The sequence below is a fragment of the Bradyrhizobium sp. BLXBL-03 genome, assembly GCF_051853015.1.
In the GTDB taxonomy this organism is placed as follows: domain Bacteria; phylum Pseudomonadota; class Alphaproteobacteria; order Rhizobiales; family Xanthobacteraceae; genus Bradyrhizobium; species Bradyrhizobium manausense.
The window spans coordinates 8,109,675-8,134,628 of the sequence record NZ_CP182470.1 but is presented as its reverse complement, the minus strand read 5'-3'; the positions used below and the strand labels follow the sequence as shown (position 1 = coordinate 8,134,628).

At 65.0% G+C, this 24,954-nt stretch carries 20 protein-coding genes; 12 read left to right on the top strand and 8 right to left on the bottom strand.

Translation table 11 applies throughout. The annotated features are described in order from the left end of the window. Window positions 1-8: 8 nt before the first annotated feature. The 6 genes from ACNJX9_RS38360 to ACNJX9_RS38335 form a co-directional block, all read right to left on the bottom strand. Window positions 9-707, bottom strand: a complete 699-nt coding sequence (locus ACNJX9_RS38360; protein ID WP_439407272.1) for a cytochrome c biogenesis CcdA family protein — start codon at window positions 705-707, stop codon at window positions 9-11. 313 nt (window positions 708-1,020) lie between these two features. Further along, window positions 1,021-1,632, bottom strand: a complete 612-nt coding sequence (locus ACNJX9_RS38355) for a sigma-70 family RNA polymerase sigma factor (RefSeq protein ID WP_057747123.1) — start codon at window positions 1,630-1,632, stop codon at window positions 1,021-1,023. A gap of 398 nt (window positions 1,633-2,030) precedes the next feature. Then, complete coding sequence (locus ACNJX9_RS38350; RefSeq protein ID WP_057747121.1) at window positions 2,031-2,768, bottom strand: response regulator; 738 nt, start codon at window positions 2,766-2,768, stop codon at window positions 2,031-2,033. 12 nt (window positions 2,769-2,780) lie between these two features. Next, entirely contained in the window at window positions 2,781-4,526 is a 1,746-nt protein-coding gene (locus ACNJX9_RS38345) for an ATP-binding response regulator (protein WP_439407271.1), read from the bottom strand. Then, complete coding sequence (locus tag ACNJX9_RS38340) at window positions 4,496-6,526, bottom strand: ATP-binding protein (protein ID WP_439410208.1); 2,031 nt, start codon at window positions 6,524-6,526, stop codon at window positions 4,496-4,498. Before ACNJX9_RS38340 ends, ACNJX9_RS38345 begins: the two co-directional genes overlap by 31 nt. Window positions 6,527-6,580: 54 nt before the next feature. Next, window positions 6,581-7,576, bottom strand: coding sequence for a TRAP transporter substrate-binding protein (locus ACNJX9_RS38335; protein ID WP_057747186.1), 996 nt, complete (start codon window positions 7,574-7,576; stop codon window positions 6,581-6,583). Between the two features lie 198 nt (window positions 7,577-7,774). Here ACNJX9_RS38335 and ugpB point away from each other — a divergent pair, with 198 nt between their 5' ends. The 10 genes from ugpB (at window position 7,775) to ACNJX9_RS38285 (ending at window position 18,836) form a co-directional block, all read left to right on the top strand. Beyond that, window positions 7,775-9,100, top strand: a complete 1,326-nt coding sequence (ugpB, locus tag ACNJX9_RS38330; protein WP_439407270.1) for a sn-glycerol-3-phosphate ABC transporter substrate-binding protein UgpB — start codon at window positions 7,775-7,777, stop codon at window positions 9,098-9,100. Further along, window positions 9,100-10,065, top strand: coding sequence for an aminoglycoside phosphotransferase family protein (locus ACNJX9_RS38325; protein WP_439407269.1), 966 nt, complete (start codon window positions 9,100-9,102; stop codon window positions 10,063-10,065). The genes ugpB and ACNJX9_RS38325 overlap by 1 nt, the downstream gene beginning before the upstream one ends. Before the next feature lie 356 nt (window positions 10,066-10,421). Continuing rightward, window positions 10,422-12,044: an ABC transporter substrate-binding protein gene (locus tag ACNJX9_RS38320; RefSeq protein WP_057747112.1), complete on the top strand. Its 1,623-nt coding sequence runs from the start codon at window positions 10,422-10,424 to the stop codon at window positions 12,042-12,044. 114 nt (window positions 12,045-12,158) lie between these two features. Next, a complete protein-coding gene (locus tag ACNJX9_RS38315) occupies window positions 12,159-13,172 on the top strand; it encodes an ABC transporter permease (RefSeq protein ID WP_057747110.1) in 1,014 nt (337 codons plus the stop codon). A 167-nt stretch (window positions 13,173-13,339) separates the two neighbouring features. Then, window positions 13,340-14,239, top strand: coding sequence for an ABC transporter permease (locus ACNJX9_RS38310; protein ID WP_439407267.1), 900 nt, complete (start codon window positions 13,340-13,342; stop codon window positions 14,237-14,239). An 88-nt stretch (window positions 14,240-14,327) separates the two neighbouring features. Next, window positions 14,328-16,109, top strand: coding sequence for a dipeptide ABC transporter ATP-binding protein (locus ACNJX9_RS38305; RefSeq protein WP_439407265.1), 1,782 nt, complete (start codon window positions 14,328-14,330; stop codon window positions 16,107-16,109). 13 nt (window positions 16,110-16,122) lie between these two features. Further along, the gene (locus ACNJX9_RS38300; RefSeq protein ID WP_057747103.1) at window positions 16,123-16,302 is read left to right on the top strand and encodes a DUF4089 domain-containing protein; all 180 of its coding nucleotides are present in this window, start codon (window positions 16,123-16,125) and stop codon (window positions 16,300-16,302) included. A gap of 7 nt (window positions 16,303-16,309) precedes the next feature. Then, window positions 16,310-17,704: an AtzE family amidohydrolase gene (locus ACNJX9_RS38295; protein WP_439407263.1), complete on the top strand. Its 1,395-nt coding sequence runs from the start codon at window positions 16,310-16,312 to the stop codon at window positions 17,702-17,704. Between the two features lie 12 nt (window positions 17,705-17,716). Next, entirely contained in the window at window positions 17,717-18,109 is a 393-nt protein-coding gene (gene hpxZ, locus ACNJX9_RS38290) for an oxalurate catabolism protein HpxZ (protein ID WP_057747099.1), read from the top strand. A 4-nt stretch (window positions 18,110-18,113) separates the two neighbouring features. Next, window positions 18,114-18,836, top strand: a complete 723-nt coding sequence (locus ACNJX9_RS38285; protein ID WP_439407261.1) for a GntR family transcriptional regulator — start codon at window positions 18,114-18,116, stop codon at window positions 18,834-18,836. A 110-nt stretch (window positions 18,837-18,946) separates the two neighbouring features. On the opposite strand, the gene atzF is transcribed toward ACNJX9_RS38285, so the two are convergent. Beyond that, a complete protein-coding gene (gene atzF, locus ACNJX9_RS38280) occupies window positions 18,947-20,767 on the bottom strand; it encodes an allophanate hydrolase (RefSeq protein WP_439407259.1) in 1,821 nt (606 codons plus the stop codon). A gap of 284 nt (window positions 20,768-21,051) precedes the next feature. On the opposite strand from atzF, the gene ACNJX9_RS38275 reads away from it, so the two are divergent. After that, the gene (locus tag ACNJX9_RS38275; protein ID WP_439407257.1) at window positions 21,052-22,911 is read left to right on the top strand and encodes a feruloyl-CoA synthase; all 1,860 of its coding nucleotides are present in this window, start codon (window positions 21,052-21,054) and stop codon (window positions 22,909-22,911) included. A gap of 239 nt (window positions 22,912-23,150) precedes the next feature. Here ACNJX9_RS38275 and ACNJX9_RS38270 read toward each other — a convergent pair whose 3' ends face one another. Continuing rightward, window positions 23,151-23,657, bottom strand: coding sequence for a MarR family winged helix-turn-helix transcriptional regulator (locus ACNJX9_RS38270; protein WP_057745052.1), 507 nt, complete (start codon window positions 23,655-23,657; stop codon window positions 23,151-23,153). A gap of 83 nt (window positions 23,658-23,740) precedes the next feature. Here ACNJX9_RS38270 and ACNJX9_RS38265 point away from each other — a divergent pair, with 83 nt between their 5' ends. Beyond that, window positions 23,741-24,949, top strand: a complete 1,209-nt coding sequence (locus tag ACNJX9_RS38265) for a cytochrome P450 (protein WP_439407255.1) — start codon at window positions 23,741-23,743, stop codon at window positions 24,947-24,949. Window positions 24,950-24,954: the final 5 nt, after the last annotated feature.

Sequence of the window (24,954 nt, the reverse complement as noted above, 5' to 3'; positions counted from 1 at the left end):
GTGAGGGATCACAGGCCGATCTGGCCGGTGGGATAGATCGAGGTGAGCCACGCCACGATCAGCGTGTCGTATTGGAAGTAGGCGGCGAGCGCGAAGGCGATCACGACCACGCCAAAGCCCTGCTGCATCAGCGGCGAGATGCGCGACAGGCTGCGCACGCGCGTGGTCGCGGCCTGTCCGCCATAGGCGATCGCCAGCATCGGGATCGCAGCGCCGATCGCATAGGCAACCAGCAGCGTGCCGGCCCAGGCCAGATTCCTTGACGTCGCAACCAGCGTCAGGATCGAGCCGAGCACCGGGCCGGCGCAGGGCGTCCAGACCAGCCCGAGCGTGGTGCCGAGCAGGAGCCCGCCGAGCGCGCCCTCGCGCGGCCCGCCGCCGGCGGCGCCGAGATTGAGCCAGCCATTGAGCCGGATCGACAGAAATTCGAACGGCGCCGGCCACAGCATCAAGAGGCCAAATCCGAGCAGCAGGATCGCCGCCGCCTCGCGCAGCAGATTCGGATCGAAATCGAACAGTCTTGTCAGCGCACCGAGCAGCAGCGCGACCGCGGAGAACGAGACGACGAAGCCAAGCGCGATCATCGCGGGCCGCGCCCGGGAGGAATGCCCGATCGAGGCGCCAAGCAGGATCGGCAGCATCGGCAGCGTGCAGGGAGCTGCGATGGTGAGGATGCCGGCGAGGACAGCGAACAGAAGCTCAAGCATGGGGCACTCGTGAAGGAGGTCACGAGGGCAGTTCGCGATGCAGATGCCGGTCGTTACGCGCCGTCACGCGGTCGTGACGGGGCAGCCCTCCCCACCCCAAATATAAAACGACCCGGAGGGGGGCATCCCGTCCGGGTCGTTTTAGGTCGTTTTCGGTCTTGGGAGGGTTTAACGAAACCGTATGGGAGCTTTATAGGGACGAAGTTTTTCCGCCTGATGTTGTGCTTTGTTTCATTTGTTTCGTCGGCGGTAACGCTTTCGTGTCCTGGGACGGGGCCGCAAATCCGCCCCTATCCCATTGAAATCGCTTGGCTTAGGCCGCGAAACGGTCGACGCCGCAAGTCTTAAGCAAATCGGCCAGTTGCTTGCGGGCGTAGAACATCCGCGTCTTCACCGTGCTCTGCGGGATGCCGATGATCTGTCCGACCTCCTCCACCGACTTCTCATGGTAGTAGACGAGGTTGATGATCTCGCGATGCGCCGGCGACAGCTTCTGGACGCAGGCGCGCAGGATGGCGCTGGTGTCGCTGCGGTCGAGCGAGGTCTCGGGCGTGTCGCAATCGTCGGGGATCTGGCGCACGTCCTCCTGGTCGATGTCCTCGAAGCGGCGCTGGCGCATCGCGGTCAGCGCCTTGAAGCGGGCGATCGAGAGCAGCCAGGTCGAGACCTGCGAGCGGCCCTGGAATTGGCCGGCGGTCCGCCAGACGTCCAGGAACACCTGGCTGACCAGATCTTCGGCCGTGGTCGCGTCACGCACCATGCGCAGGATGAAGCGGTACACCCGCACGTTGTGACGGCAATAGAGGATGTGCATGGACGTCCGGTTGCCGTCGGCAATGCTTTCGAGAAGCATGTCGTCCGAGGTCGCCTGGGCAGCGATGATGCTTTGGCTGGCTTGGGCGTTGATGGCGATGACGTTCGGCATTGACTTGGCTCCCCGGTGCGCCGCAACCGAGCGGCGTTTCCTTGAGCCAAAGTGTTAATCAGCCATCGTTTCGGGACGTCTGCACGAAAAGGGAAAAATGGTTTCGTGCGCCGCCAAATTGTTTCGTCGTTCAAATCGCGACGAAACATCAGGACCAAAAAAGTGTGGAATTTCAAGGCTTGGAAAATACGGCGCTGCGGAATTGGACTGGGAGGAACGAATTTCCGGGGCTTGCGTTTCGTCGCGCCGCACCCATTGCCGTCGACACGACGCAGGTCCGGCTCCAAACACAGTGCCGTAGGTTGGGCAAAGGCGCCCTTCGCGCCGTGCCCACGTTCATTCCGAGATTCGAGAGAGATGGTGGGCACGGCGCGTTGCGCCTTTGCCCACCCTACAGCCTAGGCCTTCTCGCCCTGCGGCGAGAACAAATAGCCGCCGCCGCGGATGGTGCGGATCACGGCGGGCTTGGTCGGGTCGGGCTCGATCTTGCGGCGGATGCGCATGATGCGCAGGTCCACGGCGCGGTCGAAGGCTTCGGCATCGCGCGCGTTGGCAAGCTCCAGCAGCCGCTCGCGCGACAGCACGCGCTTCGGATTGGCCGCGAACACTTTCAAAAGCCCGAACTCGGACGCGGTCAGCGGATGCTCATTGCCCTCGTCGTCCCGCAGCGCCTGGGCTTCGAGGTCGAGCCATTTTGTCCCAAAGCGTACCAGCTGATCCTTGTCGGATTTCGCCGGCGCCGCATCGCTGCCGGCTGACTTCGCCGGCGTGCTCCGCCGCAGCACCGAGCGGATCCGCGCCATCAGCTCGCGCAGCTCGCAGGGCTTTGCCACGTAATCGTCGGCGCCGAGCTCGAGGCCGACGACGCGGTCGATCGGGCTCGCGGTCGCCGTGAGCATGATGACGGGCACGTTGCTGCGGCTCTTGAGGTCGCGAATGATCGAGAGGCCGTCCTCCTCGGGCATGTTGAGGTCGAGCACGACGAGGTCGGGCATGCTGCCGTCGATCGCGGCGCGCAAGCTCTTGCCGCCGTCGCACAGCGTCACGGTGAAGCCGTGCATCTTGAGGTAATCGCCGACCATCTCGCGGGCCGGGGCCTCGTCGTCGACGATCATGATGTGCGGGCTTTGTGTCATGTCACGCTCGAATCACGGCATCTCGGTCGCGGGTAGGGTGATGGTGAAGGTCGAGCCCTTGCCCGGGCCGTCGCTGTCGGCGGTTACCTCGCCGCCATGCATGTCGATAATACGCTTGACGATGGACAACCCAAGCCCCGTCGAGCTCTCACCCGCCGTCGGTTTTGCGGAGAGCCGCTGGAACCGGCCGAACAGGCGGCCGAGGTCCTCCGGCGACAGGCCGGCGCCCTCGTCGCTGACGCGAATGATGGTGTCGTTGCCCTCATGGCTGACCGCGACGGTGATCCTGCCCGCAAACGGCGAGTATTTGATGGCGTTGCTAATGAGGTTGTCGATCGCCTCGCGGATGCGGTCGGTGTCGCACATGGTGACGATGTTGGTGGGCGCGCTGACGCTGATCGACTGTTGCTTGTTGACGGCGAGGGGCTGGTTGGCCTCGGCGACCTCCTTCACCAGCGCGGCGACGTCGACCGGCTCGCGGCGGATGGTGATGTCGAAGGCATCGGCCATCGCATCCGAGATCAGATGGTCGACCATCGTGGTCAGGCGCTTGGTGGCGTCTCTGATATGGTCGACCTGGGAGACCACGCCTGATGCCGAGGCGCCGGTCGAGATCAGCTCCTTCAGCATCTCGGTGCGGCCGAGGATGACGCCGAGCGGGTTCTTCAGATCGTGCGCGACGGTGCCCAGGATCTCGTTCTTGAAGCCGTTGGCGCGCTGCAGCCGCAGCCATTGCGCCGACAGCCGGCGGTTGGCCTGCATCAAGGCGCGGGTGCGCTGGGCGACGCGGTCCTCCAGCTGGGTGTTGGCGTCCTGGAGCTGCTGATAGAGGATGACGTTGTCGAACGCGATCGAGAGCCGGCTCGAGAAGATCTCGACCAGCGAGCGGTCGGTCTCGGACAGATCGCGCTCGGACTGCAGCAGCACCACGACCTCGCGGCCGCTTCCGGTGCGCAAATAGATCACGCTGCGATGGTCGGCGAATTCGTTCTTGCGGCGCTGGAACGCGTCCTCCACCAGCTGGCGCAAATCAGGATCGAGCGCCTTCGACGAGGTCGTGCCGATGAAGCGGCTGTAGCAGCCGCTGCCGGCCAGCACCGAGAGTTCGGCATCGACGCCGCCATTGTCGCGCAGCACCAATATGCCGGCGCAGTCGACATTGAGCAGCGAGGCGAGCTGGGTCAGCACGCCCTCGGCGAGCCGCTGCATCGACTTGAAGTCGTACAGGGTCGAGGCCGCATCGATGATGATCTCGAGACCGCGCCGCGTCTGCACCATGCGCTCGAGCTGCTGGTAGGAGCGCAGCGCCGCGGTCAGCGAGGTGAACAGCTTGTCGGCGGTGAGCTCGGTCTTGGCCTTGTAGTCGTTGATGTCGTACTGCACGATCACGCGCCGCTCCGGCGCCTGGCCCGGCTGTCCGGTGCGCAGGATGATGCGCACGGTCTCGTTCTTGAGCACGTTGCGAATGTATTCGACCAGCTCGAGGCCGGCGACGTCGGTCTCCATGATGACGTCGAGCAGCACCGCGGCGATGTCGCTGTGCGCGGCCATCAGCTTGCGGCCTTCCGCCGCGGAATGGGCGGAGAGGATCTCCAGTCCCTGGCCGTTCAGGCTGTAGTCCGAGAGCGCAAAACGGGTGCCGTCATGCACGGCCGGATCGTCGTCGATGACGGCGATCTTCCATTTCCGGACGTCCGTGTCCTCCGACGCGGTACCGGTATCGTCGATCAGGTGGAGGACATCGTCCTGTTCGGCCATTGAGAGGTCCCGTCACTTTCTGCGCTTTGCGCCCCGCCCTTGGCGATGCGCGGCATGATAATCCGAAAAGTAGTGCCTTGTCCCAGCTTGGATTCCAGCATCATCCGCCCGCCGAGCTGCTGGGTGACAAGGTTATAGACGATATGCAAGCCCAGGCCCGTGCCACCTTCGTTGCGCCTTGTGGTAAAGAATGGGTCAAAGGCCTGGCGCTGCACGTCCGGGGTCATGCCGGCCCCGTCATCGGCGAAGATGATCTCGATATCCTCGGTGCCGCGCGGCCGGGCCGAGATCGCGATGGTGCCGGCGCGGCCGTCGGCAAAGGCGTGGTTGGCGGCGTTGAGGAACAGGTTGGTCAGGATCTGGCCATAGGAGCCCGGATACCCGTCGAGCAAGAGCCCCTCGGGCACGTCGACCTGCAGCGTGATCGGCGAGCGCTTCAGCACGGGCCGCAGGCTCGCGATGATCTGGTCGGTGGCTTCGCTGAGCGAGAACTGCCGCCGCTCGGCATGGGAGCGGTCGACCGCGACCTGCTTGAACGACTGGATCAGCTCGCCGGCGCGGGCGAGGTTGGCGACCAGCTGCTGGGATGCATCGCGCGAGGACTGCACGAATTCCTCCAGCTGCGAGCGGCGCAGGCCGCCGTCGCCCTTCAGCTGGGCCTCGAAAATCTCGGTGCGCCTCGCAAAGCTCGAGGCCACCGTCAGGCTGATGCCGATCGGGTTGTTGACCTCGTGCGCGACGCCGGCGACGAGGCCGCCGAGGGCTGCGAGCCGTTCGGCGTCGATCAAGTTCTGCTGCGCGGCGTTGAGCTCGAGCAGCGCGCTTTCGGCCTTTTCCTTGGACGCGCGCAGCTCGTCCTCGGTCTGGCGCTTGGCGATCGCGTTCTCGCGGAACACCTCCACCGCGCGCGCCATGGCGCCGACCTCGTCGCGGGCCCTGGTGCCCTGCACCTCGCGGCCGAGATCGCCGAGCGTGATCGCGCGCATCGCGGTCATGATCTGCTGCAGCGGCAGCCGGATCGACAGCGCGATCAGCACGCCGGCGGAGAGGATGATGCCGAGGAAGATCACCGCGATGGAGAGCACGCGACGTGAAATGTCCGCCAGCGTGCGGTCGAACGTCTCCTGCGCCTTCTGCTCGCGCTGGCGCATCTTGGTCGAGAGATTGTCGATGGCGCCGATCGCCTCGGCCTGGCTGGCGTCGATGGTGTTGCGCAAGAGCTCGTTGCGGTTGGTCAATTGCTCCGAGAGTTTTGCAAAGCCCTCGCGCAGCGCGATGGTGCGGGTCGCGAGCTTTTGCAGCGCCATCTTCTGCAAATCATTCTCGGCGAGATCGATCATGACGGGAATCGTCTTCTCGATCGTCTCGGTGTGGCGGCGCGCGTCGTCGGCGGCCGCGACCGACTGCGACAGATAGTAGGAATTGGCCGCGACCAGCATCGCGGTGAAGGCCTCGCGCGACTTGCCGAGCGAGGGCCAGATCAGCGCGTCGCGATGGCCGGTGGCGCCCTCGATGATGGAGTACAGGCCCGCCATGTCCTTGGCGGGGCCCTGCACCTTTTCCTCATAGGTCCTGGCGATGGTCGCCTGCACGCTGCGCAGCTCGCCGAAGCCGTTGAGGAAGCGGTCGGTGGTGCGCTCCAGCTCCTCGACCGAGCCTGACAGCATCGGGTCCTTGGCGGCGCGGTCGGTCAGCGTGCCCTGCACGGCCTCGCGCAGCAGCAGGATCTCGGCGAACAGGTCGGGGCTCGGCTGGTTGATGTAGCGATGGATCAGGTTCTGCAGCCGCCCGGTCTCGCTCTCGAGCAGGGCCAGGATCCGGTCGGATTCCCGCACCTGCCGCACGTCGTCCCAGGCCGAGCTCAGCACCTGCGCGCCGTTCCAGATCATCGCCACCAGCACGATCACCACGGCGGAGTTCAGCGCCGCGATCGACAGGATGCGCCAGCGGATCGGCACTGCCCGCAGCACGCCGACGAGGCGCGCGCGCAGCCGCCCGATCGGGCCGGGCGGCCGCTCTGCACTCTCGCTGGTGCCGGGCGCGATCAAACAGCGTCACTCCACCTTGCGAATGCGTTCGATCAGCGCCGCCGCGGCGGGATCCTGCGCGGCCTTGGCGTAGATCGGCGCCATCGCATCCTCGAACGGCTTGCGGTCGATGGTCTTGATCACGGTGATGCCGGCGGCGTCCGCCTTGCGCTGCGACTGCTCCTCGAGGTCGCGCCATTTCTCGCGCATGTACAGGCTCGAACGGGCGGCGGCTTCCCTGAAGATGGTCTGGTCCTCAGCCGACAGGCTCTGCCAGGCCTTGAGCGAGATCACCAGCACCTCCGGGCTCATCGTGTGCTCGGTGAGGGTGTAGTAGGCGGCATGCTTGTAATGGTCTGTGGTCACGAAGGAGGGCCAGTTGTTTTCGGCGCCGTCGATCAGATGGGTCGAGAGCCCCGTGAGCACCTGCCCGTAGGGCAGCTCGACCGGCTCGGCGCCGAGCGCGCGGATCATCTGGCTCATCAACTCCGATTGCTGCACCCGGATCCGCAATCCCTTGAGGTCGGCAAGGCTCCTGACCGGACGGACGTTGTTGTAGATCGAGCGGGCCCCGGAATCGTAGAAGGCGAGCCCGACAAAGCCGTAGGGCTCGAAGCTGCCGAGGATCTCCTTGCCGATCGGCCCGTCCAGCACCTTCTGCATGTGCTCGATGGACCGGAACAGGAACGGCATGGCCAGCACGTTCATCGCCGGGACGAAATTGCCGATCAGGGCCACATTGGTCCGGTTGAGGTCGATCGCGCCGGCGCGGGTCTGCGCGATCGTCTCCTTCTCCTCGCCGAGCTGGCGGGAGTGAAACACCTTGATCTGGTGCCGGCCGCCGGTGCGCTCAGAGATCAGCGCGCCCATGTAGCGCAGCGCCTGGACGGTCGGATAGTCCTCGGTCTGGGTGTCGGCGGCGCGGAATTCACGCGCAACGGCGCTCGTCGCGCAAATGGCGAGCAGCAGCGCGACGAAAATCACCCCGGCCCGTGAGCGTTCGGCACGGTTTAACACTGGCACACTCAACCCCTCGGTGATGGAGTCTATGGCGGGACCAAAAGGTTCAACGCAATCTAGCAGATGGTAAAGGGAAGGCCATCCCGGCCGCCGGGGCCGATTGTGCGCCGCCGCACGTCGTCATTCCCGGTTGAAACCGCTTCTCGCGCGCCTTAAGCAGGGTGTGGCCGCCTTTTGCCGCGTCATACGGGAAGAGCCATCGTGACTTCAGCATTGCGCCTTTTGCAGGTCGCCGCCGCCGCCCTGGCCCTCGCCTTGAGCTGCGAGGCGCGTGCCACGACCGACATCGCGTTGTGGCACGCCATGTCGGGCGAGCTCGGCAGGCAGCTCGAGAAGCTCACCTCCGACTTCAACGCCTCGCAGTCGGATTACCGCGTCGTGCCTGCGTACAAGGGCAATTACACCGAGACGGTGACGGCCGCGATCTTCGCCTTCCGCTCGCGCAGCCAGCCTGCGATCGTCCAGGTCAACGAGGTCGCCACCGCGACCATGACCGCCGCCAAGGGCGCGATCTATCCGGTCTACAGCATGATGCGCGACATGGGCGAGCCGTTCTCGCTGAACGACTACCTTCCGGCGGTCTCCGGCTATTACACCGATGCGTCAGGCAATCTGCTGTCCTTCCCGTTCAACTCGTCGACGCCGATCCTCTACTACAACAAGACCATGTTTCGCGACGCCGGCCTCGACCCGGAGGCGCCGCCAAAGACCTGGCCCGAGCTTGGTCAGGCGGCCAGGCGCCTGCGCGACCGCGGCGCCGTGTGCGGCTTCACCACGTCGTGGCCGTCCTGGATCCACATCGAGAATTTTTCGGCGTTTCACAATCTGCCGGTGGCCACGCGCGCGAACGGCTTTGCTGGTCTTGATGCGGAATTGACCATCAACAATCCGGCCGTGATCAAGCACGTCGCCCAGCTCGCCGAATGGCAGAAGACAAAACTGTTCGACTATAGCGGCCGCGGGCAGGCTGCCGAGCCGCGTTTCCAGAACGGCGAATGCGGCATCTTCATCGGCTCGTCGGCGACGCGCGCCGACATCAAGGCCTTCTCGAAATTCGAGATCGGCTACGGCATGATGCCGTATTGGCCCGATGTTGCGGGTGCGCCGCAGAATTCCATCATCGGCGGCGCCACGCTGTGGGTGCTGCGCGACCGGCCGCGCCAGGAATACAAGGGCGTGGCGCGGTTCTTCGCCTATCTGTCGCAGCCCGGCGTGCAGGCCGCCTGGCACCAGAACACCGGCTATTTGCCGATCACCCGCGCCGCCTATGAGCTGACGCGCGCGCAGGGCTTCTATGAGCGCAATCCGGGCTCGGCGATCTCGTTCGAGCAGATCACCCTGCATCCGCCGACGGAAAATTCCAAGGGCATCAGGCTCGGCTCCTTCAACCTGATCCGCGGCACCATCGAGGAAGAGCTCGAGCAGGCCTTTGCCGGCCGGAAGAGCGCGCAAGCCGCGCTCGATGCCGCCGTCGAGCGCGGCAACAAGCTGCTGCGCCAGTTCGAGCGTGCGAGCCCGGAGCAGTAATGGATCTTGCGAACAGCACTCGCAAGCCATTGCCGGCCTTCGCGGACGCGCAGTCCTTCCGCACCTTTCGCTCCGATCCGCAGCAATGGCTGCCGATCGCGCTCGACATCGCGCGGAGCCACGGCGTCGACACCGGCGCGCCTCACGTGTTCTCGACCGGCACCAATCTCGTGATCGGCTTCGGCCACGCGTTGATCCTGAAAATCTTCCCGCCGCTGCTGCGCGCGCAATTCATCTCCGAGCGCGGCTCGCTGATGCAGCTTGCGGGCCGCCTCCATCTGCCGATCCCCGAGATTGTCGCGGAAGGAAGCCGCGACGGCTGGCCCTATCTGATCATCACACGGCTATCAGGCACGCTCGGCTCGGAGGTCTGGCCGCACCTGCCGGAAGCGCAGAAAGAGCGCGTGCTGCGCCAGATCGGCGAGGCCATCGCCGCCGTGCAGCGTGCGCCGCTTGGGCCGCTCGCTGAGCTCGAGCCACGCTGGGATGCGTTCATGCGCGCGCAGATGCGTGCCTGCCGCAGCAGGCACGAACACCTCGGCCTTGCGCCGAAATTCCTCGCCGGTCTCGACGATCTCCTGCGCGATGCGGCGACGCTGATCCCGATGGGCGCGCCGCCGGTGATTCTGATCGGCGAATACATTCCGGAAAACTTCCTGCTCGCTTGCCACGACGATCAATGGGCGCTCGCCGGCCTGTTCGATTTCGGCGACGTGCGCGCCGGCTTTCGCGATTACGACCTGCTCGGCCCCAGCGCCTTCATGGCGGCGGGCCGGCCGGGCCGGGTGCGCAGCCTGCTCGAAGGCTTCGGTTACGCAAAGCCCGATTTCGCGCTCAAGCGCCGCCTGATGGCCTTGATGCTGCTGCACCACGCCAGCGACCTCAACAGCCACATCTGCATCGAGGGTTGGCAGGAGCAGGTGGACGATCTGGTCGAGCTGCAGGAGCTGATCTGGCCGGAGTGACTGCGCTCGCTCTACGCCTCGCCTGTCGTTCCGGGGCGCCGCAAGGCGGCGAGCCCGGAATCCATTTTTCCGCGCGTGCTGCGGCCCGATGGATTCCGGGCTCGATGCTGCGCATCGCCAGGGAATGACGGGCTTTGCCTGTTAAGCGTGCCGACCTCAAGCTTAGCCTATTAAATGAGCAAATGTTTTTCTTTGCATGCAATTCCTGGCGCTCAAGCTTCGAAGCCCGGCTCGCCAGAATCGATAATATGTAAGTGATACCAATAATTTACATTTGATTTAACCTCCCGCTAACCCTTGGCACGAACCTTGCGAATCCGGTTCCAACCAGAAACTCCTGCGTTGGAGCATTCGCCATGAAGCGCCGCGATTTCCTCAAATCCGTTTCCGGATTGGCCGCTGGCGCGGCGCTTCCGGCCGTGCCGCAGGTCATCTCATCGGCCTATGCCGATGCCCGCTCCGAGACACTGCTGATCGTCTCGGAAGGCGGTCCCAACAATCTCGACATTCACGGCGTCGGCACCAACGTGCCCGGCTACGAAGTGTCGTGGAATTGCTACGACCGGCTGATCAGCCATGAGATGAAAGCCGGCCCCGGCGGGGTGCCCTATTACGACCGCGACAAGTTCAAGGGCGAGCTCGCCGAAGAGTTCAAGATCGACGACATGTCGGTCACCTTCAAGCTGAAGAAGAACGCCAAATTCCATGACGGCACGCCGGTGACGGCGAAAGACGTGAAATGGTCGCTCGACCGCGCCGTCAGCGTCGGTGGCTTCCCGACCTTCCAGATGAGCGCGGGCTCGCTCACCAAGCCCGAGCAGTTCGTCGTGATCGACGACTACACCGTGCGGGTCGACTTCCTGAAGAAGGACAGGCTGACCGTTCCCGATCTCGCCGTCATCGTGCCCTGCATCGTCAACTCCGAGCTGGTGAAGAAGAACGCCAGCGAGAAGGACCCCTGGGGGCTCGAGTTCACCAAGCAGCAGACCGCGGGCTCCGGCGCCTACAAGGTGACGAAATGGACCGCCGGCACCGAAGTGATCATGGAGCGCAACGAGGATTGGGTCGGCGGTCCGCTGCCGAAGATCAAGCGCGTGATCTGGCGCATGGTGCCGCAGGCCGGCAACCGCCGCGCGCTCCTGGAGCGCGGTGACGCCGACATCTCCTATGAGCTGCCGTTCAAGGATTTCCAGGAGATGAAGGCGAACGGCAAGCTCAACGTGGTGTCACTGCCGTTCTCCAACGGCATCCAGTATATCGGAATGAACGTCACCAAGCCGCCGTTCGATAACGTCAAGGTGCGGCAGGCCATCGCCTATGCGCTGCCGTATCAGAAGATCATGGACGCCGTGCTGTTCGGCCTCGGCAATCCCATGTTCGGCGCGCCCGCGGACAAGGCCACCGAGGTCGCATGGCCGCAGCCGCACAAGTACAATACCGACATGGAGAAGGCGAAGGCGCTGCTGGCTGAAGCCGGCTATGCCAACGGTTTCGAGACCACGATCTCGTTCGATCTCAACTTCGCCGGCGTCAACGAGCCGCTCTGCGTGCTGGTGCAGGAGAGCCTCGCCCAGCTCGGCATCAAGACCACCATCAACAAGGTGCCCGGCGCCAACTGGCGCACCGAATTGAACAAGAAGGAGATGCCGCTCTTCACCAACGTGTTCTCGGGCTGGCTCGATTACCCCGAATACTTCTTCTACTGGTGCTATCACGGCAACAATTCCGTCTTCAACACCATGAGCTACAAGTCGGCGGAGATGGACAAGCTGATCGACGGCGCGCGCACGTCGGCTGCGACCGGGGACAAGGCGGCCTACGACACCGACGTGAAGGGCTTTGTCGATCTGGCCTTCACCGACGTCCCGCGCATCCCGCTGTACCAGCCCTTCGTCAACGTCGCGATGCAGAAGAACATCAGCGGCTACCAATACTGGTTCCACCGCAGATTGGATTATCGCGCGCTGGCGAAGGGGTGAGAGAGGCGAATAGGGAGTGGCGAGTAGCGAATAGGGAGCAGCGACAATGACCGGCAGTTGCGAGAATCCATTCGCCATTCGCCATTCGCGATTCGCCAGCGCGGAGCGCCAGCCATGCTCACCATGATCGGCAAGCGCCTGATGTTTGCGATTCCCTCGCTTATCGGCGTCGTCATCGTCACGTTCCTGCTGACGCGCGCGCTGCCCGGTGATCCCGCCGCGTATTTCGCCGGCCCCGCCGCCACCAAGGAAGCCGTCGAGCAGATCCGCAAGAAGCTCGGGCTCGACAGGCCGCTGATCGAGCAGTTCCTCCGCTACACCAACGATCTCGCCCATGGCGATTTCGGCAATTCGCTGACGACAGGCCAGCCGGTCGCGACCGAGATCCGCAACCGCCTGCCGGCCTCGGCCGAGCTGACATTGCTCGGCCTGATCGTCTCCATTGTCATCGCCATCCCGCTCGGCGTGCTGGCGGCAACGCGGCCGGGCTCCTGGATCGACCATCTCTGTCGCATCACGACGACAGCAGGCGTTTCGCTCCCCGTGTTCTTCACCGGCCTCGTGCTGGTGTACGTCTTCTACTTCCAGCTCGGCTGGTCGCCCGCGCCGCTCGGCCGTCTCGACGTGTTCTACAGCGCGCCGCCGACGGTCACCGGCTTCTATCTGATCGACACCCTGATCGCGCGCGACTTCGAGGCGTGGCGCTCGGCGCTGAGCCAGCTCGTCCTGCCCGCGACGACGCTCGCGATCTTCTCGCTGGCGCCGATCGCGCGCATGACGCGCGCCTCGATGCTGGCGGTGCTCGCGTCGGAGTTTGTCCGCACTGCGCGCGCCAGCGGCCTGTCGCCGACGACCGTGATCGTCACTTACGCCTTCCGCAACGCCATGCTGCCCGTCATCACCACGCTCAGCATGGTGTTCTCGTTCCTGCTGGGCGCCAACGTGCTGGTGGAAAAAGTCTTCGCCTGGCCCGGCATCGGCTCCTATGCGGTGGAAGCTTTGATCTCGTCGGACTTCGCGCCGGTGCAGGGTTTTGTCCTCACCATGGCGGTGATGTACGTGCTGCTCAATCTCGTGATCGACATCTTGTACGGCGTGATCGATCCGCGCGTCAGGTTGGAGGGCTAACGGATGCTCCGGAAACTTATGCCTCAACCTCGTCATTGCGAGGAGCGAAGCGACGAAGCAATCCAGGCCGTTGCCGGGGCGGACGGTCTGGATTGCTTCGCTTCGCTCGCAATGACGACGGGCAGCCAATCTTCGAACAACATAACGCGCAAAGGGAGCAGTGAACCATGAGCTCCGTTGCGCCTGCTGTTGAACCGGTCGGCCCCGCGCGCACCTCCGGCCTTACCGCCATCCTCGAACAGACCCGCTACGTGCTGAGCGAGAACAAAGTCACGGGCTTTGCTTTCGCGCTGCTGATCCTGATCCTCGCCGCCGCGATCTTCGGCCCCTATGTGGTGCCGTATGATCCGCTGGCTTCCGACACCGCTGCGGCCTTGAAACCGCCTTCAGTCGCGCACTGGTTCGGCACCGACCAGCTCGGCCGCGACATCTTCAGCCGCGTCGTGGTGGCGACGCGGCTCGATACCTTCATCGCGGTCGCCTCCGTCGTGCTGGTGTTTTTGATGGGCGGCCTCGCCGGCATCGCCGCCGGCTATTTCGGCGGCTGGACCGACCGCATTGTCGGCCGCATCGCCGACACCATCATGGCCTTTCCGCTGTTCGTGCTGGCGATGGGCATCGTCGCGGCGCTCGGCAACACCGTGCAGAACATCATTCTCGCCACCGCCATCGTGAACTTCCCGCTCTATGCCCGCGTCGCGCGCGCCGAAGCCAATGTCCGGCGCAATGCCGGCTTCGTGCAGGCGGCGCGTCTGTCCGGCAATGGCGAATTCCGCATCCTGCTGGTGCACATCCTGCCCAACATCATGCCGATCATGATCGTGCAGATGTCGCTGACCATGGGCTACGCCATTCTGAATGCCGCGGGCCTCTCCTTCATCGGCCTCGGCGTCCGCCCGCCGACGGCGGAATGGGGCATCATGGTCGCCGAGGGGGCGGGCTTCATGGTGTCGGGCGAATGGTGGATCGCGCTGTTCCCCGGCCTCGCTTTGATGATCGCCGTGTTCTGCTTCAACCTCCTCGGCGACGGCCTGCGCGACATCGTCGACCCCCAGCGGAGGACGTGATGGTCTGGCAGAAATTCTTCAATGATTTCAGCGGAGCTTCTACTGTGCATGGGGTTGTTTTCGCGCGTCGGAGCGACCGGAGGCGCTCGTGACCGCTCAGCCGCTGCTCGACGTCCAGGACCTCACCGTCGAATTCACCACCCGGCGCGGCATCGTGAAGGCCGTGCAGCATGTCAACATCTCCGTCGCCAAGGGCGAGACGCTCGCCATCGTCGGCGAATCAGGCTCCGGCAAGTCGGTGACGTCCTATGCGGTGATGCGCATCCTCGACCGCGCCGGCAAGATCGCCGAGGGCTCGGTGATGTTCTCCGGCATCGACGTCAAGGCCGCGAGCGAAGACCAGATGCGCGACCTGCGCGGCCGCGAAGTCTCGATGATCTTCCAGAATCCGCGCGCGGCGCTGAACCCGATCAGGAAAGTCGGCGACCAGATCGAGGACGTGCTGCGCACCCATGTGCAGCAGGCCCAGGTTACAGATGGCGGCGAGAAGGCGATCGAGGCGCTGGAGCAGGTCAAGATCGCCCGCCCGCGCGAGCGCTATCATGCCTATCCGTTCGAGCTTTCAGGCGGCATGTGCCAGCGCGTCGTCATCGCGCTCGCGCTCGCCTGCAACCCGCAGCTCCTGATCGCCGACGAGCCGACCACGGGCCTCGACGTCACCACGCAGAAGGCGGTGATGGACCTGATCGTCGAGCTGACCAAACGCAAGGCGATGTCGACCATCCTGATCACCCACGACCTGGGCCTCGCCGCCGCCTATTGCGACCGCGTCGTGGTGATGGAGAAGGGCCGCGTGGTCGAGACCGCGAAAGCCGCCGACATCTTCGCGAGCCCGCAGCACCCCTACACCAAGAAGCTGATGCGCGCGACGCCGCGGCTCGGCGTGTCACTGCGGGATCTGTTGCCGGAGGAAGAGGGCGCGACTGTCATGGCCGGGCTTGACCCGGCCATCCATCACGCTTCGCAGGATTCATCGCAATCGATGGACCCCCGGGTCAAGCCCGGAGGTGACGAGACTCCCAAGCCGCTCCTTCTCATCGAAAAGCTCGTGAAAGAATATCCGCGCCAGGGCGCCACCGCCACGCTCGGAAAACTGTTCGGCCGCAAGCCGCCGGTCGAGCTGGACGTGTTCCGCGCCGTCGATGGCATCAGCTTCGCGATCGGCCATGGCGAGAGCGTTGGCCTCGTCGGCGAATCCGGCTGCGGCAAATCGACCACCTCGATGATGGTGATGCGCCTGCTCGACCACACCTCCGGCCTGATCCAGTTCGACGGCGAGGACATCGGCGCCATCGCGCCAGCAGCCTTTGCCCGGCTGCCGCAGCGCAGCCGCATCCAGATGGTGTTCCAGGATCCGACCGACAGCCTCAACCCGCGCTTCACCGCCGCGCGCGCCATCGCCGATCCGATCATGCAATTGGGCGATATCAAGGGCCGTGACGCACTCCGCGCCCGCTGCGAGGAGCTGGCCACCATGGTCGGCCTGCCGCACAATCTGCTGGACCGCTTCCCGCACCAGCTCTCAGGCGGCCAGAAGGCCCGCGTCGGCATCGCCCGCGCCATCGCGCTGCATCCGAAGCTGGTGATCCTGGACGAGCCGACCGCGGCGCTCGACGTCTCGGTGCAGGCGGTCGTCCTGAACCTGCTCCAGGACCTCAAGGCACGGCTAGGTATGAGCTATCTGTTTGTCTCGCATGATTTGAATGTAGTGCGCTTGTTGTGCGATCGTGTCATTGTGATGCGGACGGGACGGATCGTCGAGGAAGGCTCTTCCGAAAAGGTCCTGAGCGATCCGCAGGACGACTACACCAAGGAGCTGCTGACGGCGATCCCGCATCCGCCCGTTGCAGGTCCACTAAGATTGCACTGAGCTTGAGAGAGTGATGGCCGAGCCGCTGGACGACTATATCGACGCCGTATCGAAAGCGCTGGCGCTGCCGGTCGAGGAGGCCTGGCGGCCCGCGATCCGCGCCAATCTCGAGGTCTCGCTGCGGCTTGGCCGGCTGGTCGACGATTTCGCGCTGCCGGACGAGACCGAGCCAGCGCCGATCTTCACGGCCTGATGCTGCCATGACCACCAAGCCAGAGATGAGTGCTGCGGACATCGCAAAGGCGGTGGCCGGCGGCCAATTGTCCGCGCTCGATGCGACTGAAGCCGCGCTCGCACGTATCAAGCAGCACGACGCCATCCTCAACGCCTTCACCGACGTCACCGCTGATCGTGCGCGCGCGAGAGCGAAAGCCATCGATGCCGACATCGCCGCCGGCAAGACCGTCGGCCCGCTCGCCGGCGTGCCGTTCGCGGTCAAGAACCTGTTCGACGTCGCCGGGCTTCCAACCCGCGCCGGCTCGAAGATCAACCGCGACCTCGCACCCGCCAAGCGCGACGCGACGCTGATCGAGCGGATGGAGGCCGCCGGCGCCGTCCTCGTCGGCGCGCTCAACATGGGCGAATACGCCTACGACTTTACGGGCGAGAACGTCCACGACGGTCCCTCGCGCAATCCGCACGACACCACGCGGATGAGCGGCGGCTCCTCCGGCGGTTCGGGCAGCGCCGTCGGCGGCGCGCTGGTGCCGCTTGCGCTCGGCTCGGACACCAATGGTTCGATCCGCGTGCCGTCGTCATTCTGCGGCATCTTCGGCTTGAAGCCGACCTATGGCCGGCTGTCCCGCGCGCGCTCGTTCCCGTTCGTCGCGAGCCTGGATCATCTCGGCCCGTTCGCACGCTCCGTCACCGACCTCGCGCTCGCCTACGACGCAATGCAGGGCCCGGATCCCGATGACGGCGCTTGCACGACGCGCGGATTGGAGCCGACGCTGCCGCTGCTCGCCAATCCGGCCTCGGATCTGCGCATCGCGATCGCCGGCGGCCACTTCCAGAAGAATGTGTTCCCGGAAGCGGTCGAAGCCGTCGGCCGCGTCGCCAAGGCACTGGGCGCGACGAAAGTCATTGACGTGCCCGAAGCCTCGCGCGCCCGCGCGGCGGCTTACGTGATCACCACCACCGAAGGTGCCTCGCTGCATCTCGATCGCCTGCGCAGGCGTCCGAACGATTTCGATCCCGCCGTGCGTGACCGGTTGATCGCCGGCGCGATGGTGCCGGCGGCGCTGGTCGACCGCGCCCAAAAATTCCGCCGCTGGTATCGCGCGCAGCTCGCCGAGCTATTCAAGTCCGTCGACGTGCTGCTGGCGCCGGCAACGCCCTGCACGGCGCCAAAGCTCGGCCAGGTCAACTTCAATCTCGACGGTGTCGAGCTGCCAGTGCGCGCCAATATCGGCATTCACACCCAGCCGATCTCGTTCATCGGTCTGCCCGTGGTTGCGGTGCCCGTGCCGCTCGAGCCGCTGCCGATCGGAGTGCAGATCATCGCGGCGCCCTGGCGCGAGGACGTCGCGCTACGCGTCGCATATGCATTGGAACAGATGGGCGTGGTCGCCGCGCCAGCCCCAAGGGGGCTTTAAGAGGATTTTGAGATGGAGATCGATCTTCCCGATGTGATTGCCGAAGTCAAAGCCGCGTTTGAGCGTTATGAGCAAGCCCTCGTCAGCAACGACGTCGCCGTGCTCGGCGAGCTGTTCCGCAACGATCCCCGTACGCTGCGCTACGGCATCGGCGAGAATCTCTACGGCTATGAGGCGATCGCCGGTTTCCGCGCCGGCCGCTCGCCTGTTGGCCTCAACCGCCGCAGGGCGAAGACTGTCATCTCCAGCTATGGCCGCGACACGGCGGTGGCGTCCACCCTGTTCTATCGCGACACGGCTCCCGGCAAGGTCGGCCGGCAGATGCAGACCTGGATTCGCTTCCCGGAGGGCTGGCGCGTCGTCGCTGCCCATGTCAGCATCATCGACGAGTCGAAAGAGACCTGACCGTATGACGCTTGACGATTTTCCGCCCGGGACACTGCCGGCCGAACCGGTGGTGCCCCGCGTCGACCGTGCCGCACCGTCGGTGCAAAAGGTCACGCGCGCGGAGGAGCTGCGTCTCCAGCTTGCCGACGAGATCGTGCGGGGAACTCTGGCCCCTGGCACGCCACTGGACGAGACCGACATCGCACGGCGCTTCAGTGTCTCGCGCACACCGGTGCGCGAAGCGCTGCGTCAATTGGTCACGAGCGGCCTGGTCGAGGCGCGTCCCCATCGCGGCGCGGTGGTCGCTCAGCCCTCGATCGAGCGTCTCAAGAGCATGTTCGAGGCGATGGCGGAGCTGGAAGCATTGTGTGCCGGACTTGCGGCGGAGCGCATGTCGGCCGCCGAGCGTCACGGCCTGGAGGCGATCCACGAAGAACTGCGCGTGCTGAGTTACGCCGGTAACCCCGATCGCTTCCATGAGGTCAACGAGCGCTTCCACAACGCGATCTATGCGGGATCGCAGAACGGCTACATCGCCGAGATCACGCTGGCGACGCGCGTGCGGGTGCAGCCGTTCCGTCGCGCCCAGTTCCGCAATCTCGGCCGTCTCGCCAAGTCGCAAGCCGAGCACGACCGCGTCGTCGTCGCCATCATGCGCGGTGACAAGCAGGGCGCCGCCGCCGCGATGCGCGCCCATATCGAGCTGGTGCGCGGGGAGTATGAGATTTATGCGGTGTCGGTGTAGGGCGGCGCAATCGCTGCCGTAGGGTGGGCAAAGGCGCGAAGCGCCGTGCGCACGTTCTTTCCGATTGATGGTCATGGTGGGCACGCTTCGCTTTGCCCACCCTACGAGACCTACGCCGTGGCGGCTTCCGCCATGAACTTCCGCCAGCCGCCATACGCCGTGATATCGCGCGCCTCGCCTAGCACTTCCGGTTCGACGAGAAATCCCTTCACGCTTCTGCCGTCGGCCAGCCGCACCGTCCCGATCGCCATCGGCGCCGGAATCGCATTCACGAACTTGCCGAACGCCGACGGCGACAACGTCCAGATTTCGAGCTCGATCGATGCGCCCTTGCCGGCCGCGACGCGCAACATGCCGGGCTTCGGCGGCGTGGTCGCAAGCGCATAGAGCTCGTAGTCCGGTGCGGTGCTGGTCACCTCGATCAGCTTCGCATTTAGCGCCTTCAACTCCCCGTTCAGCGCCATGCCGGAGAGATGTGCGCCGACGACGGCAATCGGAATCTCGTCGCTGCTGTTTGTGGGAAGGGTCGCAAGCGGCGCCTGCGCCACGCCCTTCGCGCCAACGGTCAGCTTTGTATCCGCATGGAAGATGCGGCCGATGCTTGCGAGCATCCCATCGCGTCCTGCCGGCGCCAGCAGCGTGATGCCGAACGGAACGCCGTCCGCGCGCATCGATGCCGGCACGGCGAGACCGCAGAGATCGAGCAGGTTGACGAAATTGGTGTAGGTGCCGAGCCGACTGTTGAGCTCGATCGGATTGGCCAGCACCTGGGCGGTCGTGTAGGCGGTCGGCGCCGTCGGCAGCACCAGCGCGTCGATGTTGGCGAACGTGCGCTCGGCGATCTTGCGCAGCCCCTGGAGGCGATAAAGCGCGGAGAACGTCTCGGCCGCCGTCAGCCGCGCCCCGGCCGCGGTGATCTCGCGGGTCACGGGATGAATTGAATCGGGCGCAGAGGCCAGCAGATTCTTGATCACGAGATAGCGTTCGGCGACCCACGGCCCCTCATAGAGCAGTCGCGCCGTCTCGTAGAACGGCTCGAGGTCGAACTCGACCAGGGTCGCACCGAGCGCGGTCCAGCGCTTCAGCGCATCCGCGTAAGCGGCTTCCGATTTCTTGTCGCCAAAGAAGATCAGCTGCCCGTTGCGCGGGACACCGAGGCGCAGCTTTGTCGGGAAGGGGGTGATCGGCTCTAACGGCCGGTCGCGCGAGAACGGATCGGCCTGGTCGGGGCCGGCCATCACCGAGAGCGCGAGCGCGGCATCGTCGACCGTCAGCGCAAACACCGAGATACAGTCGAGCGTGCGGCAAGCCGGCACCAGGCCCGCGGTCGAGATCATGCCGAGGCTCGGCTTCAGCCCGACGATGTTGTTGAGCATCGCCGGCACGCGGCCGCTGCCGGCGGTGTCGGTGCCGAGCGACAGCGGCACCAGCCCGGCGCCGACGGCCGTCGCCGAGCCCGAGCTCGAGCCGCCGGGAATGAGATCCTCGCGGATGGAATTCTTGGGAATGCCGTAGGGCGAGCGCACGCCGACGAGGCCGGTTGCGAACTGGTCGAGATTGGTCTTGCCGATGATGATCGCGCCGGCGGCGCGCAGCCGCTCCACCGCGGTGGAGTCATGCGTCGGCATGTAGGAGAAGGCCGGACACGCCGCCGTGGTCGGAAATCCCAGCGCGTCGATATTGTCCTTCACAGCGACGGGAATGCCATAGAGCGGCAAGCCGGCGGCATCCGCGCGCGCCGCCAGCTTGTCGGCCTCGGCAACCACGTCCTTCTCGTCGCGCAGGCTGATGAAGACGGCGGGATCGTTGTGCTCGCGGATGCGCTGATAGGTCCGGGCCACGGTTTGCGCCGGCGTGAGCGTGCCCGCGCGATGTGCGGCCACAATCGCGCCGATCGTTTCAGGCTGCTCAGCCCCCAGTTCTACCCCCATGGCGTCAAAACTCCGGCAACATGTCTTCACCCGGAATGAAGCAAGCGATGTGCCATTGTGTACAGAATCCGGGCAGGCTGGATGTGTCGGATACTATCGCCAGATCAGTGGGTTGTGGGATGTTTTGCCGATCGATGGGGGCGCGGTCCCGACGCCCCGGAACGGGCATCTGCCCAAATCATGAGCAGTGTTGTTGACGACAACAATTGCCGTGCGAAACATTATGGTCAAAGCGTCCGGAACCAGGCCGCAACCGATCCCGGATACGGGCGAGGAGGAAAATCATGACATCAGCCCTTCGCGGCGACGCTTCGAGCCTGTTCGCAACGCCCAAGACCGTCGCCGAGCATCGCGGCGACGGCAGCATCGTGCTGCGCTCGCAGGATGCCTTGCGCGACAGCGCGCGCTGCATCGGCGACTGGCTGGAGCAGTGGGCGCGGCAAGCGCCAGACAGAATCTTCCTCGCCGAGCGTGATGGCGCCGATACGCCCTGGGCCACCATGACTTACGCGGGTGCCCTGCGGCGGGTGCGTGCGGCAGCGTCGTGGATTCTGGCGCAGGGGTTCAGCGCGGAGCGCCCAATTGTCATTCTCTCCGACAATAGCGTTGACCATGCGCTGTTCGCGCTTGCCGCGCAGCATGTCGGCGTGCCCTCGGCGGCGATCTCGCCGGCCTATTCATTGATGTCGAAGGATTTCGACAAGCTGAAAAGCATGATCGCGCTGCTCGAGCCCGGCGCGATCTATGTTTCCGGAACCAAGCCGTTCGCGGCGGCGCTCGCTGCGATCAAGCCACTGCACACCGCGCAGATCATCAGTGGCAATGCTGGCGACGCTGATGCGCTTGCCTTCCGTGTCGTCACGACAACGCCCGAGTCTGCCGATGTCGCAAAGGCCTTTGCCGCGGTGACGCCCGATACGATCGCAAAATTCCTGTTCACCTCGGGCTCGACAGGCGCGCCGAAGGCCGTCATCAACACCCAGCGCATGCTGACCTCGAGCCAGCAGGCCAAGGCGCAGACCTGGACCTTCCTTGAGCGCGGAGGCGACCTCGTTATTCTCGACTGGCTGCCCTGGAGTCACACGTTCGGCGCCAACCACAATTTCAATCTCGTGCTGCGCAATGGTGGCTCGCTCTATATCGACGGCGGCAAGCCCGTGCCCGGCCTTTTTTCAATGTCGCTCGCCAATCTGAAAAGCGTGATGCCGACGGTCTATTTCAACGTGCCGCGCGGCTTCGACATGCTGATCGCGGCGCTACGTGGCGACGAGGAGCTGCGCCGGCGTTTCTTCGGCGAGGTGAAGTTCGCCTTCTATGCCGGTGCTGCGTTGCCGCAGAATCTCTGGGAGGCGCTCGCGCAGCTCTCCGTTGAGACCGTTGGCCGTGCGCTGCCGATGGTCTCCGCCTGGGGCTCGACGGAGACCTCGCCGTTGGCGACCGATTGTCATTTCCTCGCGGAGCGCTCCGGCAATATCGGCGTGCCGATTCCCGGCACGGAGCTCAAGCTCGTCAAATCAGGCGACAAGCTGGAGGTACGGGTGCGCGGTCCCAACGTCACGCCTGGCTATTGGAAAGCGCCGGAGCTGACGAAGCAGGCATTTGACGAAGAGGGCTTCTATCTCATCGGCGATGCCGTGAAGTTTGCGGACCCTGAGCGTCCCGAGCGCGGCCTGTTCTTCGACGGCCGCGTCGCGGAGGATTTCAAGCTCAACTCCGGCACCTGGGTCAGCGTCGGCACGTTGCGCCTTGCCGGCATCGCCGCGCTGGCGCCGCTGGCACAGGACATCGTGGTGTCAGGCGATGGCGGCGACGAGGTCCGCTTCCTCTTATTTCCGAATATCGCCGCGTGCCGGGCGCATGCTGGCCTGCCCGACACTGCTGATGTGAGCGACGTGCTGGCGCATGACAAGGTCCGGTCTGCGATCGCGCAGGGCCTGGCCGAACTGAGGCAGCAGAGCGCCAATTCGTCCGGACACGCGACGCGCGCGCTGCTGCTTGCCGAGCCGGCCTCGGTCGATGGCGGTGAGATCACCGACAAGGGTTACATCAATCAGCGTGCCGTGCTGACGCGGCGCGCAGACGCCGTGGCGCGGCTGAACGACGATGCGTCGGCGGAGTGGATCGGCTGCGAGCTCACCGGCTAGAGTCGCTGGCGTGCCCGGACGCCAGGCCCAAATATGCCAGCCGTCCTGTCGCAACAGGCTGCACGAATATTTTGTTGCCTTAGCAACTAATTTGTGCGAACCATTCCGAACCAGGAATGACGGCGGGCGAACCGTCGCGTTTGATCTCGGAGGGAACAATGCGCGGCAGCAATGATGTCGTCGGCAAGCGTAGGCGCATGCCAGGAGATGACGCCGGATCGCGCCCGGTGCGCGAGCTGTCAGGTCTCCGTGCTGCCGGTCACGGCGCCGAGATTCTCGTGCAGGCGGCGCAGCAGGTCGATCAGCACCTCGCGTTCGTCCTTGCTAAGGCAGGACAACAGCCGCCGCTCACGCTCGAATGCCGCCACGATCACCTTGTCATGGGTCACGCGCCCCTTCGCTGTCAGCGCGATCGAGTGGGTTCGGCCATCGTCCGGATCAGTGCGGATCGAGACCAATCCCCGCTTCTCCAGGCTCGCCAGCGTTCGGCTCACCGGGCCCTTGTCGAAACCGATGACGTGGCAGATGCGCGAGGCCGGAATTCCGGGTTCGATCGCCAGCAGCGACATGATCCGCCATTCCGTGACGTTGACGCCGAACTCCCGCTGGTAGAGCGCGGTCGCGCTGTTCGAGAGCTTGTTGGCGATGAAGGTGATGAAGGCCGGGACGTAACGGTCGAGATCGAGCGTCGGTCCCGCATCTCTGGGCGAGGGCTTGTGGCGGGCTTTGGTCGAAGACGGTGGCATATCGGCCTTGTGACTTGCGGGGGGCCCGCAGACCTAATGGCAAGCGCCGCCCTTTCACAAGATCAAAATGAGGGAGGCGTTCAATGAGCACATCCGGCTCCGCCGTATCGGGCGTCCCGCATCTCGACGTCGATCCCTTCGCGATGAACTTTTTCGCCGATCCCTATCCGACGCACGAGGTGCTGAGGGAGGCGGGGCCGGTGGTCTATCTCGACAAATGGAATGCCTATGGCGTCGCGCGCTATGCCGAAGTCCATGCTGTTCTGAACGATCCCGCGACCTTCTGCTCCAGCCGCGGCGTCGGCCTGTCGGATTTCAAGAAGGAGACGCCGTGGCGGCCGCCGAGCTTGATCCTGGAGGCCGATCCGCCCGCGCACACCCGCACCCGCGCCGTGCTGTCGAAAGTGCTGTCGCCGACCGCAATGAAGCAGGTGCGCGACCGCTTTGCCGCGGCGGCGGAGGAGCGCGTCGATGTCCTGCTGGAGAAGCGCAGCTTCGACGCGATCGCCGATCTTGCGGAAGCCTATCCGCTCTCGATCTTCCCCGATGCGCTCGGCCTGAAGCCCGAAGGCCGCGAGCACCTCATCCCCTATGCGAGCGTCGTGTTCAACGCCTTCGGCCCGCCGAACCGGTTGCGCCAGGAGGCGATCGAACGATCGGCGCCGCATCAGGCCTATGTTGCCGAGCAGTGCCAGCGCGAGAACCTGGCACCCGGCGGCTTTGGGGCCTGCATTCACGCACAGGTCGACGAGGGAGCTATCACCCCCACCGAAGCGCCGCTGCTGGTCCGCTCGCTGCTGTCGGCCGGACTCGACACGACCGTCAACGGCATCGGCGCCGCCGTCTATTGTCTCGCGCGCTTCCCCGAGCAATGGCAGCGCCTGCGCGAGGATCTTTCGCTGGCGCGCGGCGCCTTCGAGGAGGCGGTGCGTTTCGAGAGCCCGGTGCAGACCTTCTTCCGCACCACCACCCGTGAGGTCGAACTCTCAGGTGCGAGAATCGGCGAAGGCGAGAAGGTGCTGATGTTCCTCGCCGCTGCAAATCGCGATCCCCGCCGCTGGGACGACCCCGACAGCTATGACATCACCCGCCGCACCTCCGGCCATGTCGGCTTCGGCTCGGGCATCCACATGTGCGTCGGCCAGCTCGTGGCGCGCCTCGAGGGCGAGGTGATGCTCACGGCGCTGGCGCGGCGCATCGCGAAAATCGAGATTACCGGCGAGCCGAAGCGCCGCTTCAACAACACGCTGCGCGGGCTCGACAGCCTGCCCGTTGCCATCACCCCGGCCTGACAAGG

Bases quoted from the DNA above. Each gene is read 5' to 3' on its own strand.
- ACNJX9_RS38350 (WP_057747121.1), bottom strand. From the start codon at position 2,768: ATGACACAAAGCCCGCACATCATGATCGTCGACGACGAGGCCCCGGCC.
- ACNJX9_RS38270 (WP_057745052.1), bottom strand. From the start codon at position 23,657: ATGCCACCGTCTTCGACCAAAGCCCGCCACAAGCCCTCGCCCAGAGAT.
- ACNJX9_RS38265 (WP_439407255.1), top strand. From the start codon at position 23,741: ATGAGCACATCCGGCTCCGCCGTATCGGGCGTCCCGCATCTCGACGTC.
- ACNJX9_RS38360 (WP_439407272.1), bottom strand. From the start codon at position 707: ATGCTTGAGCTTCTGTTCGCTGTCCTCGCCGGCATCCTCACCATCGCA.
- ACNJX9_RS38285 (WP_439407261.1), top strand. From the start codon at position 18,114: ATGACGCTTGACGATTTTCCGCCCGGGACACTGCCGGCCGAACCGGTG.
- ACNJX9_RS38325 (WP_439407269.1), top strand. From the start codon at position 9,100: ATGGATCTTGCGAACAGCACTCGCAAGCCATTGCCGGCCTTCGCGGAC.
- ACNJX9_RS38315 (WP_057747110.1), top strand. From the start codon at position 12,159: ATGCTCACCATGATCGGCAAGCGCCTGATGTTTGCGATTCCCTCGCTT.
- hpxZ (WP_057747099.1), top strand. From the start codon at position 17,717: ATGGAGATCGATCTTCCCGATGTGATTGCCGAAGTCAAAGCCGCGTTT.
- ACNJX9_RS38310 (WP_439407267.1), top strand. From the start codon at position 13,340: ATGAGCTCCGTTGCGCCTGCTGTTGAACCGGTCGGCCCCGCGCGCACC.
- atzF (WP_439407259.1), bottom strand. From the start codon at position 20,767: ATGGGGGTAGAACTGGGGGCTGAGCAGCCTGAAACGATCGGCGCGATT.
- ACNJX9_RS38320 (WP_057747112.1), top strand. From the start codon at position 10,422: ATGAAGCGCCGCGATTTCCTCAAATCCGTTTCCGGATTGGCCGCTGGC.
- ACNJX9_RS38275 (WP_439407257.1), top strand. From the start codon at position 21,052: ATGACATCAGCCCTTCGCGGCGACGCTTCGAGCCTGTTCGCAACGCCC.
- ACNJX9_RS38300 (WP_057747103.1), top strand. From the start codon at position 16,123: ATGGCCGAGCCGCTGGACGACTATATCGACGCCGTATCGAAAGCGCTG.
- ACNJX9_RS38345 (WP_439407271.1), bottom strand. From the start codon at position 4,526: ATGGCCGAACAGGACGATGTCCTCCACCTGATCGACGATACCGGTACC.
- ACNJX9_RS38295 (WP_439407263.1), top strand. From the start codon at position 16,310: ATGACCACCAAGCCAGAGATGAGTGCTGCGGACATCGCAAAGGCGGTG.
- ACNJX9_RS38355 (WP_057747123.1), bottom strand. From the start codon at position 1,632: ATGCCGAACGTCATCGCCATCAACGCCCAAGCCAGCCAAAGCATCATC.